Source organism: Streptomyces sp. SM1, from assembly GCF_002910825.1.
GTDB lineage: Bacteria > Actinomycetota > Actinomycetes > Streptomycetales > Streptomycetaceae > Streptomyces > Streptomyces okerensis.
In genome coordinates this window covers 1-10,261 of sequence record NZ_NEUB01000268.1, presented here as the reverse complement: position 1 = coordinate 10,261, position 10,261 = coordinate 1, and the positions used below count along the sequence as shown (strand labels likewise).

The 10,261-nt window shown below is 70.3% G+C and carries 11 protein-coding genes and 1 pseudogene; 5 read left to right on the top strand and 7 right to left on the bottom strand.

From position 1 onward, the window contains the following. Positions 1-8 precede the first annotated feature (8 nt). Positions 9-356: a hypothetical protein gene (locus tag B9S61_RS06325; protein WP_103541312.1), complete on the bottom strand. Its 348-nt coding sequence runs from the start codon at positions 354-356 to the stop codon at positions 9-11. Between the two features lie 134 nt (positions 357-490). Here B9S61_RS06325 and B9S61_RS06320 point away from each other — a divergent pair, with 134 nt between their 5' ends. Together B9S61_RS06320 and B9S61_RS06315 are read left to right on the top strand one after the other, a co-directional pair. Beyond that, positions 491-1,345 (top strand): helix-turn-helix transcriptional regulator, encoded by an 855-nt coding sequence (locus tag B9S61_RS06320; RefSeq protein WP_103541313.1) that lies wholly within the window; start codon positions 491-493, stop codon positions 1,343-1,345. Beyond that, complete coding sequence (locus B9S61_RS06315; protein WP_103541310.1) at positions 1,329-1,532, top strand: DUF397 domain-containing protein; 204 nt, start codon at positions 1,329-1,331, stop codon at positions 1,530-1,532. Before B9S61_RS06320 ends, B9S61_RS06315 begins: the two co-directional genes overlap by 17 nt. Before the next feature lie 23 nt (positions 1,533-1,555). On the opposite strand, the gene pth is transcribed toward B9S61_RS06315, so the two are convergent. The 4 genes from pth to glmU form a co-directional block, all read right to left on the bottom strand. Further along, positions 1,556-2,167 (bottom strand): aminoacyl-tRNA hydrolase, encoded by a 612-nt coding sequence (pth, locus tag B9S61_RS06310; protein WP_103541308.1) that lies wholly within the window; start codon positions 2,165-2,167, stop codon positions 1,556-1,558. A 114-nt stretch (positions 2,168-2,281) separates the two neighbouring features. Next, positions 2,282-2,869, bottom strand: coding sequence for a 50S ribosomal protein L25/general stress protein Ctc (locus tag B9S61_RS06305; protein ID WP_103541306.1), 588 nt, complete (start codon positions 2,867-2,869; stop codon positions 2,282-2,284). A 211-nt stretch (positions 2,870-3,080) separates the two neighbouring features. Continuing rightward, positions 3,081-4,061, bottom strand: a complete 981-nt coding sequence (locus tag B9S61_RS06300; RefSeq protein WP_103541304.1) for a ribose-phosphate diphosphokinase — start codon at positions 4,059-4,061, stop codon at positions 3,081-3,083. An 87-nt stretch (positions 4,062-4,148) separates the two neighbouring features. Then, positions 4,149-5,594 (bottom strand): bifunctional UDP-N-acetylglucosamine diphosphorylase/glucosamine-1-phosphate N-acetyltransferase GlmU, encoded by a 1,446-nt coding sequence (gene glmU, locus B9S61_RS06295; protein ID WP_103541302.1) that lies wholly within the window; start codon positions 5,592-5,594, stop codon positions 4,149-4,151. Positions 5,595-6,027: 433 nt separating this feature from the next. Between glmU and B9S61_RS06285 the strand changes: the two genes are divergently transcribed. Next, positions 6,028-7,347, top strand: a complete 1,320-nt coding sequence (locus B9S61_RS06285) for a sensor histidine kinase (protein ID WP_103541299.1) — start codon at positions 6,028-6,030, stop codon at positions 7,345-7,347. A gap of 16 nt (positions 7,348-7,363) precedes the next feature. Here the strand turns inward: B9S61_RS06285 and B9S61_RS06280 are convergent, their stop codons facing one another. Then, the gene (locus B9S61_RS06280; RefSeq protein ID WP_103541298.1) at positions 7,364-7,858 is read right to left on the bottom strand and encodes an SUKH-3 domain-containing protein; all 495 of its coding nucleotides are present in this window, start codon (positions 7,856-7,858) and stop codon (positions 7,364-7,366) included. Positions 7,859-7,893: 35 nt separating this feature from the next. Beyond that, positions 7,894-8,433, bottom strand: a complete 540-nt coding sequence (locus B9S61_RS06275) for a YwqJ-related putative deaminase (RefSeq protein ID WP_103541297.1) — start codon at positions 8,431-8,433, stop codon at positions 7,894-7,896. A gap of 341 nt (positions 8,434-8,774) precedes the next feature. On the opposite strand from B9S61_RS06275, the gene B9S61_RS06270 reads away from it, so the two are divergent. After that, the gene (locus B9S61_RS06270) at positions 8,775-9,791 is read left to right on the top strand and encodes an SMI1/KNR4 family protein (protein WP_103541296.1); all 1,017 of its coding nucleotides are present in this window, start codon (positions 8,775-8,777) and stop codon (positions 9,789-9,791) included. Between the two features lie 9 nt (positions 9,792-9,800). Then, positions 9,801-10,261: pseudogene (locus tag B9S61_RS06265) on the top strand (hypothetical protein); the annotation flags it as partial.

Here is a 10,261-nt window from a genome sequence, read left to right as displayed (position 1 = left end):
GGGTGCGGTCACCGGTCCGTGCCGCTGCCGGGTCCGTTGCCGTCGCCCGTGCTCGGGCGGGCTGCTGCCTTACGCGCGTCCGCCGCGTCGTTGAGTACGGCGGTCAGGCGGTGGGCCGTGGACAGGTTCACCCGGCCCAGCTCCAGGAGCGGGCGGTGCACCGTGGACGTCGTGCAGGACGCCAGCTCCGGTCCCAGGGACGGCAGGGTGATGCCGTGCAGGGCGAGGGCGGCGCTGAGCTCGTCGGAGACGGCGAGTGCGGAGGCCAGAGGGTTGTCCGGGAACGGATAGGCGAACGGGACGGTCGGGAGGGGGTGTTCGGTCTGGGTGGGGAAGGGGTGATTGTTGCTGTTCATGCCTACAGGGTGCTGATGTCGGGCTACGCTCGGTAGAGGTCGCGTGCCAGCAACGGAGTTGCGGGCAGTGAGCGGCACTTGGCCCCGTGGAGTCGGCGGGCGCGCGCAGGGAACACCGCAAGGGGGCACAGCCGATGGCCGGCCGGCAGAACCGCCACCAGGACGTGGACCCGTTCACCTCACCGAGGACCTTCTTCGGCAGTGAACTCCGCCGGGCCCGCGAGGCCGCCGGTCTCTCCCAGGACCAGCTCGGCGAGCGGGTCTTCTGCTCCGGCACGTACATCGGCCAGTTCGAGTCCGCGACCAGGCGTCCGCAGCCGGACCTGTCCCGGCTCCTGGACGAGGTCCTCGGCACAGGTGAGCACTTCCAGCGCCTGTGCGAACTGGCCCGCAAGTCCAAGCACGCCGACTACTTCGCGGACGCGGCGGAGCTGGAGACACGGGCCAAGACGATCAGCGAGTACGCGCCGATGCTGGTGCCGGGGTTGTTGCAGACGGAGGGGTACGCGCGGGCGATCACGACGGCGACCATGCCCTACGCCACGGCGGAGGTGGTGGACGGGTATGTGAGAGCGCGGCTTGAGCGGCAGAAGATCTTGGCTGATCCTGCAAGGCCGTTGCTGTGGGTCGTGCTGAACGAGACTGTGCTGAGGGTGCCGGTGGGAGGGCCTGCCGTGATGGCCTCACAGCTTCAGCACGTTGTTGGGATGGCTCAGGCGCACACAGTCATGGTGCAAGTGCTGCCGTTCGTGCGTGCAGCTGAGGCATTCATGACCAGCATGGCTTCGATCATGACGTTCGCGGATGCTCCCCCCGCTGTGTACGTGGAAGCACCATGGACGGGCCAACTGATCGAGGAACCGGCCCTCGTTGATCTCTGCACGAGGTCGTACGATCTCGTCAGGGCCGCTGCGCTGTCGCCGGCGGAGTCTCTGACCTTGATCGAATCGTCAGCGAAGGACTGTACCAATCATGAGCATCACACCTGATCTGAGCACGGTTGTCTGGCGTAAGTCGTCCTACAGCGACGGCTCGGGTGGTAGCTGCATCGAGGTCGTCGATGGGTTGCAGGGAGTGGTCCCGGTGCGTGACAGCAAGGTTTCTGATGGCGCCGTGCTCCTCATCGCGAGTACTGGCTGGTCGACCTTCGTGAACTCAGTGAAGAAAGGTCGATGACGCAAGCTTGACATCCTTGCTACTCACGAGTTGTAGGTCCCCTGCGCCCGCTCCAGGCCCTCGGTCACCAGACACTCCACCGCGTCCGCCGCCCGGTCCACGAAGTAGTCCAGCTCCTTGCGCTCCGCCGGCGAGAAGTCCTTCAGCACGAAGTCCGCCACCTGCATCCGCCCCGGCGGCCTGCCGATCCCGAACCGCACCCGGTGGTAGTCCCGCCCGAACGCAGCCGTCAGCGACTTCAGTCCGTTGTGACCGTTGTCGCCGCCGCCCAGCTTCAGCCGCAGGGTCCCGTAGTCGATGTCCAGCTCGTCGTGGATCGCGACCACCCGCTCCACCGGGACCTTGTAGAAGTCCCGCAGCGCGTTCACCGGCCCGCCCGACAGATTCATGTACGACATCGGCTTCGCCAGGATCACCCGGCGGCCGGCCGGTCCCGGAGGACCGGTCCGGCCCTCGACCACCTGTGCCTGCGCCTTGCCCGCCCGCTTGAACCGGCCACCGATCCGCTCCGCCAGCAGATCCGCCACCATGAATCCCACGTTGTGCCGGTTCATCGCGTACCCCGGCCCCGGATTGCCCAGCCCCACGATCAGCCAGGGCCCCGCCGCACCCGCCGCATCCGTCGTCACGCCCATGTCTCCTTCATCCGCGTCATCCGCCGCGTCATCCGCGTACCTGCGACCTCGTACACGTCGGCCGCTGCCCCGGAACGGAACAGCGGCCGACACAACGACGACTCAAGAGGACGATCAGGCCTCGGCGGCCTCGTCGCCCTCGCCCTCGGAGGCCTCCTCGGCCTGCGCGGCCAGCACCTGGAGTACCACCGTGTCCCCGTCGACGGCCAGCGTCGCACCGGAGGGAAGCGGGATGTCCTTGGCGAGGACGGTGGCACCGGCCGACAGACCCTGGACGGACACCGTCACACCGTCGGGGATGTCCATCGCCTGGGCCTCGACCGGCAGCGTCGGCAGGACATGCTCCAGCAGGTTGCCGCCCGGGGCCAGTTCACCCTCGGTCTGCACGTAGACCTCGACCTGGACCTGTTCGCCACGCTTGACCTTCAGCAGGTCCACGTGCTCCAGGAAGCCCTTCAGCGGGTCGCGCTGCACGGCCTTCGGGATCGCCAGCTGGCGCTCCTTGCCGTCGATGTCGAGCTCGATCAGCACGTTCGGCGTACGCAGCGCCAGCAGCAGCTCGTGGCCCGGAAGGGTGATGTGCAGCGGCTCGAGACCGTGCTCGTACACCACACCGGGAACGTTGTTGTCACGGCGGATACGGCGCGCGGCACCCTTGCCGAACTCGGTGCGCGTCGCGGCGGAGATCTTCACCTCGGACATGGTCACTCACTCCTCGAAGTCAGAAACGGACGTGGTCACCCGGCCACGAACGGCCTGCTACGAAGAGCGCGTCGATAACGGACCGCCGTACAGGCTTCGGAACGAAGCGGTACGGCCTCCCTCGCCGAGCAACTCGAGCAGTCTACTCGGACCAGGAGGCCGTACCCAAAACGATCATCGGGACCCGCACGGGTGCCCGATTACAGAACCCTTACTGCTCGTCGAACAGGCTGGTCACCGAGCCGTCCTGGAACACCTCGCGCGCCGCGCGCGCGATGGTCGGCGCGATCGACAGCACCTTGATCTTGTCCAGGCTCTCACTCAGCTCGACCGGGGTGGGCAGCGTGTCCGTGAACACGAACTCACTCACCTTCGAGTTCTTCAGCCGGTCCGCCGCCGGACCCGACAGCACGCCGTGCGTCGCCGTCACGATGACGTCCTCCGCGCCGTGCGCGAACAGCGCGTCCGCCGCCGCACAGATCGTGCCACCGGTGTCGATCATGTCGTCCACCAGCACGCACACGCGGCCCTTCACCTCGCCGACCACCTCGTGCACGGTGACCTGGTTCGCCACGTCCTTGTCCCGGCGCTTGTGCACGATCGCCAGCGGCGCACCCAGCCGGTCGCACCAGCGGTCGGCCACGCGCACCCGGCCCGCGTCCGGGGACACCACCGTCAGCTTCGAGCGGTCCACCTTCGCGCCCACGTAGTCCGCCAGCAGCGGCAGCGCGAACAGGTGGTCGACGGGTCCGTCGAAGAAGCCCTGGATCTGGTCCGTGTGCAGATCCACCGCCAGCAGCCGCGTCGCACCCGCCGTCTTCATCAGGTCCGCGATCAGACGCGCCGAGATGGGTTCACGGCCCCGGTGCTTCTTGTCCTGCCGCGCGTAACCGTAGAACGGCAGGATCACCGTGATCGACCGCGCCGACGCACGCTTCAGCGCGTCGATCATGATCAACTGCTCCATGATCCACTTGTTGATCGGAGCGGTGTGGCTCTGCATCAGGAAACAGTCGGCACCACGGGCCGACTCCTGATACCGCACGTAGATCTCGCCGTTGGCGAAGTCGAAGGCCTTCGTCGGGACGACGTCGACCTCCAACTGGCGGGCGACCTCCTCGGCAAGCTCGGGGTGTGCGCGGCCGGAGAAGAGCATCATCTTCTTCTCGCCGGTCGTCTTGATCCCGGTCACAGCACGTTCTCCTCAGAGGTGTCTCAGCAGGTGGGGTGCATAGCTGCACTTGTCACGGTACGCCGTGTCCGGACCGGCGAAATCCGGTCAGCCCTCCTCGGCCGACTCCCGGGAAGCCTCCTCCGCGGCCTTCGCCGCGGCGCTCCCCGGACGCTTGCGGGCCACCCAGCCCTCGATATTCCGCTGCTGGCCCCGGGCCACGGCCAGCGAACCGGGCGGTACGTCCTTCGTGATCACCGAGCCGGCGGCCGTGTAGGCGCCGTCCCCGACCGTGACCGGTGCCACAAACATGTTGTCCGAACCCGTCTTGCAATGTGAGCCGACGGTCGTGTGGTGCTTGTGCTCCCCGTCATAGTTGACGAACACGCTTGCCGCACCGATGTTCGAGAACGCGCCGATCGTCGCGTCGCCCACGTACGACAGGTGCGGGACCTTCGTCCCCTCACCGATCGACGCGTTCTTCGTCTCCACATACGTGCCGATCTTGCCCTTGCGCGCCAGCCGCGTCCCCGGACGCAGATACGCGAACGGCCCGACACTCGCCTCCGGACCCACGTCGGCGCCCACCGCCACCGTGTTGTCGACCCGCGCGCCCTCGCCCACCCAGGTGTCCGTCAGCCGCGTGTTCGGACCGACCTCGGCCCCCTCGGCGAGATGCGTCGCACCGTGCAGCTGCGTACCGGGGTGGACCAGGACGTCCCGCTCGAACGACACCGTCGCGTCCACCCACGTCGTCGCGGGGTCGACGACGGTCACGCCGGACAGCATCGCGGCCGTCAGCAGCCGGTCGTTCAGGATCCGCCGCGCCTCCGACAGCTGCACGCGGTTGTTGATCCCCGCGATCTCCCGGTGGTCGCCCGCCACCGAGGCACCCACCCGGTGCCCCGCCTCACGCAGGATCCCGAGGACGTCCGTCAGGTACTCCTCGCCCTGGCTGTTGTCCGTACGCACCCGCTTCAGCGCGTCCGCGAGCAACGCCCCGTCGAACGCGAACACACCCGAGTTGATCTCCCGGACCGCCAGCACCTCCGCCGACGCGTCCTTGTGCTCCACGATCGCCGTCACCGCACCGGTGCCGTCACGGACGATCCGCCCGTAACCCGTCGCGTCCGGCACCTCGGCCGTCAGCACGGTCACCGCGTTGCCGTCGGCGGAGTGCGTGTCGGACAGCCGCCGCAGCGTCCCGCCCGTCAGCAGCGGGGTGTCACCGCACACGACGACCACGGTCCCGTCCACGGAGCCGCCCAGCTCCTCCAGACCCATCCGCACGGCGTGACCGGTGCCGTTCTGCTCCTCCTGCACCGCGGTGCGGACGGCGGGGGCGATCGCGGCCAGGTGCGCGGTCACCTTCTCGCGGGCGTGGCCCACGACGACGACGAGGTTCTCCGGCTCGAGTTCGCCGGCGGCGGTGAGTACATGGCCCACCAGGGAACGGCCACAGATGTCGTGCAGGACCTTCGGTGTGGCCGACTTCATACGGGTGCCCTCACCCGCTGCGAGTACGACGACGGCTGCCGGGCGATTGGCGCTCACGGGATGCCCTTCGGCTGTTCGGGGAGGGGGTGACATCCGCAGGATACCGGGGTGGGTGTGGCGGGACATGAGTGCGGGCCCTGACGCACATGTCAGGGCCCGGACCGTGCAGCTCCCCCATCAGGATTTGAACCTGAACTTAAGGGACCAAAACCCTCAGTGCTGCCTGGTTACACCATGGGGGACGGAACCCGGCCGAACCTGACGGCCGGCCAGGCCGCCGAGTCGGCACCCAACACTATGCCGTACCCGGAGCCCTCGATGCGACGGTACCGATCGGCGCCCCGGCCCGTGGTGCCGGGTCCGGGCCGGCGGCGGTCCGGTGCGACGGATTCCGGGGCGTACCGCGCCCGGACGGTCACCGCGTGTGGTGCCGGGCCGGAGGTGGAAACTCACCGGATACGGGGCGGGGGACGCCCTTAGGCTTGGGTGCATGACCACGACGGGGGAAGAGCCTGCGACGGCCCGGGGCGGGCCGTGGTGGTGGGAACGGCGGCGAAGTGCCGTGCTGGATGTGGGCCTGGCGGTGGCGTCCGCGCTGGAGTGCGGCGCCGAGGGGATCCCGTTCGCGTGGGCGGCGGGGATTCCGGTGCCCGTGGGGGTCGTCTTCGGCCTGCTGGCCGGGTCGGTGCTGCTGGTACGGCGGAAGTGGCCGATCGCGGTGGTGCTGGTGGCGATCGCGGTCACGCCGGCGTCGATGGGTTTCCTGCTGGGGATCGTGGGTCTGTACTCGCTGGCGGCGTCGGACCTGCCGCGTCGGATCATCGGTTCGCTGGCCGGGATGCAGCTGGCCGCGGTGCTCATCGTGATGTTCGTGCGGTTGCGGCAGGACCTCGCGCGCGAGGAGGTGGACGTCGGGGACTGGATCGTGCCGTTCGCGTCGGTGACGACGGCGTTGGGTGTGACGGCTCCGCCCCTGCTGCTGGGGCTGTACGTGGGGGCGCGGCGGCGGCTGATGGAGAGCCTGCGGGAGCGGGCGGACAGTCTGGAGCGGGAGCTTCAGCTGCTGGCGGAGCGGGCCGAGGAGCGGGCGGAGTGGGCGCGGGGCGAGGAGCGGACCCGGATCGCCCGTGAGATGCACGACGTGGTGGCGCACCGGGTGAGTCTGATGGTGGTGCACGCGGCGGCGTTGCAGGCGGTCGCGCGGAAGGATCCGGAGAAGGCGGTGCGGAATGCCGCGCTGGTGGGGGACATGGGGCGGCAGGCCTTGACGGAGCTGCGGGAGATGCTGGGCGTGCTGCGGTCCTCCGCGGGCGGGCGGCCGCGGGAGCGGGTGTCGGTGCCGCTGGCGGCGGTGGGGGTGGCCGCGGCGGCTGCGGCCTCGCGGGCGGTGGGTGGGACGGCGGGCCCGGGCGAGGGGCCGTGTCTGTCGGAGATCGAGGAACTGGTGGGGCAGTCGGCGGCCGCGGGAATGGTCGTGGACCTGTCGGTGATGGGGGAGAGCCGCTCGTGCGGGCCGGAGGTGGAGTCGACGGCGTACCGGGTGGTGCAGGAGGCGTTGACGAACGTCCACAAGCATGCGGCGGGTGCGAAGACGTATGTGCGTCTGGCGTACCGGGTGTCCGAGATCGCGATGCAGGTGGAGAACGGGCCGCCACCGGAGGCCGGGGTCGGGGCGTCGGCGGGACTGCCGTCCGGCGGGAACGGTCTCGTGGGGATGCGGGAGCGGGTGTCGGCGCTGGGCGGGGTGTTCGTGTCCGGGCCGACGGACGCGGGGGGTTTTCGGGTGTCGGCGGTGATTCCGGCGTCGTAGGGCCCGGGACGGCCGGTCAGCCGGCGGTGAGACGGGCGGGCCGGAGGCCGGTGACGAGGGTGGTGATGCCCTGGTCGATGGTGGGGCCGAGATACCAGTCGCCGGTGTGGTCGAGGGAGTAGACGCGGCCCTGGGCGTCGATGGCGAGGAGCGCGTGGGTTCCGGTCTCGGCGCCGAGGGGGCAGACCTCGGTGTCGAGGGCGCGGCCGAGGTCGGCGAGGGTACGGGCGGCGTGAAGGCCGTGCAGGGGGTCGAGGTGGACCCTGGTGGGGGCGATGTGGCGGCCCGGGCCGGTGGGGTCCAGGTGAAGTCCGCCGAATTCGGCCCAGGCCTCGACCGCCGCGGGGAAGACGGCGTGGCGGTGCCCTGCGGGTGAGGTGTGGTCGCGGAGGGTGTCGGCCCAGATCTCGGCCTGTTTGATGTCCCAGCGCCCGGGTTGCCATCCGGCGGTGCGCAGGGCGGCGTCGACGGGTACGGCGAAGCGGGTCGTCGAGGTGCGGTCGGTGTGCATCTGCTCTTCGTTCGTCGTGGTCGGTGGAGGGTGGTTCAGCCGTCGGTGGCGGCGGGGTCGACCGTGCGGACGCCGAAGTGGGCGGTGAGGGCGGTGCAGGCGCGGCAGGGGGCGGCGTAGCTGCCGTGGAGGGGGTCGCCGTCCTCGCGGATGTGGCGGGTGGTGAGTTTCGCCTGTTTGAGCGCTCTGCGTGCCTCGCCGTTCGTCATGGGTTTTCGTGCGGCGCGTTTACTGCGTGCGGCGTCGGCGGCGGCGATGCGCCGGGAGATGAGGATGGCTTCGGCGCAGCGGCCGGTGAAGCGGTCGCGCTGGTCGCTGGTGAGGGTGTCGAGGAAGTCCTGGACGAGGGGGTGCAGGGCCGGCGGCGTGTCGCCGCGCGCGGGCGTGCCGGTGAGGGTGGTGCCGCGGAGGGAGAGGGCGGCGGCGATGGTCGGGAGGATGCCGTCGCGGCGGTGCCGGAGAGTGGGGGCGTGGGAGGCGTCGGTGGCGCTCCAGCCGACGCGCGGGTCGCCGGAGCGAGGGTCGCCGGATGGGCCGGTGTGTGTCCCCGTCTGTGTCACGTTCATGATCGTCATCCCCTCCCGAGCATCCCCCCGGAGGTCACAGAGTGCCAAACCGGGTGGCTGATGTGGAAGCTGGGGCGTGGCGACACGCCCGGGTTTGGGCGGGCTGTCACGGGAGGGTGACGGTTGGTCACGGAAGCGGAGGGGTGGGCGGCCGGTGCCGGTGACCGGTCGGGGCGTACCGCATAGGCTGTCGGCACCGCGGTCCCGCGGCGTTCCGCGCGGTTGCCCGTGCGGCCGCCGGGAGGGCCGGGGCGGTAAGCAGTTGAGACAGACGTGACCGTCGAATACGTTCCGTAACCGTCCGAAGGGGGCGGCGCGGTTCGTACAGAGTGCCGCAGGGGGCAACCGCCATGACGACAGGTCGGCTCGGGCTGGGGTCGCCTCCCGGCCGCCAGGCCGGGGGAGAGGTTGCGCCGCCGAACGCGGCCTATGCGGGGCAGGTCGTGCACTTCCCGGATCCGGTGCGGGCGGCCCGTCATCCGAGGGGGGTGCGGGTGGACGAGCGCGGGTATCCCGTCTTTTCGCCCTACGCGCGCGTGGCGGTGGAGATCGCCGACCCACCGGAGGGTTTCGGTGTCGACGAGTTGCGTCTGACCGACTACGTGTCGGCGAACGCGGCGTCCGCGGCGAGTGGTCACGCGTTGTGGGACACGGTGCCCGCGGTGGCGACGCCGCACGGCTGGACGTGGCATCACGTGGTGGGGTCGCGGCGGCTGGAGCTGGTGCCGGTCGAGGTGAAGGCGTTGCTGCGGCATCACGGCGGTGTGGCGACGTCGGCGGTCGATCACGGCAAGCGGGGCACCCGGCCGCTGCAGGAGACGCGTCCGGCGCATTTCGGGCTGCCGAAGTCGGGTGTGGCGGTGACGGAGTCGCTGGTGCTGGGCGTCGAGGAGGATCTCGGGTACCGGCTGCCGGGCGCCTACCGGTCGTTCCTGAAGGCGGCGGGCGGGTGTGCGCCGGTGGGGACGGCGCTGGACGCGGAACTGGGTCTGCTGCTGGACCAGCCGTTCTTCACGGTGCGGGACGAGGCGGCGGTCAACGACCTGGTCTATGTGAACAAGTGCCTGCGTGACCATCTGACCAAGGACTACCTGTGCGTGGCCTTCGCGCAGGGCGGTCTGCTGGCGGTGAAGGTGCGGGGCGAGCGGCAGGGTTCGGTGTGGTTCTGCGCGTACGACGACGTGCGGGACGTGGATCCGTCGGTGCCGCCGGCCGAGCGGGTGGAGCGGCTGCTGTTGCCGTGCGGTGAGGACTTCGACGTGTTCCTGTCGCGGCTCGCGGGATCTCCGCCGGAGCTGGAGACGGTGGCGAATCTGATGGTGGACGGCGGGTTCGCGCGTGTCGTTCCGGTTGCGGCTGGGGAGTGAGGCTCGGCGATGGTGACGTTCGCGCAGGCGCAGGAGCGCGCTGAGGAGTGGGTCAACGGGGATGTGCCGTCGTACCAGCACCGTGCGGTGCGGGTACGGGAGTTCGACCTCGGGTTCGTGGTGTGGGCGGAGGACCGTGCGGACGGACCCCGTTCGGACGGTGGCGCGCAGCGGCTGGTGATCGCCCGGGACAGTGGTGAGGCGACGCTGTGGCCGGGGCTGCCGGTGGGTGAGGTGATCCGCCGGTACGAGGAGGAGTACGGCCGTGACGCGGAGGCGCCGGAGCCGGCGCCCGCGGCGCGGGTGGATCTGAACCAGACGTCGTTCCTGCTGAGTCCGCCGGAGTGGTTGCAGGAGGCGGCGGACCGGCTGGGGATTCCGGATCGGCGGGGCGAGGGTTCCGGGGGTGCCGCGGCCGCGGCTTCCGCGGGGGCGTCCGGGGCGGGCCCGGTTCCGGGCGAGGCCGCGGG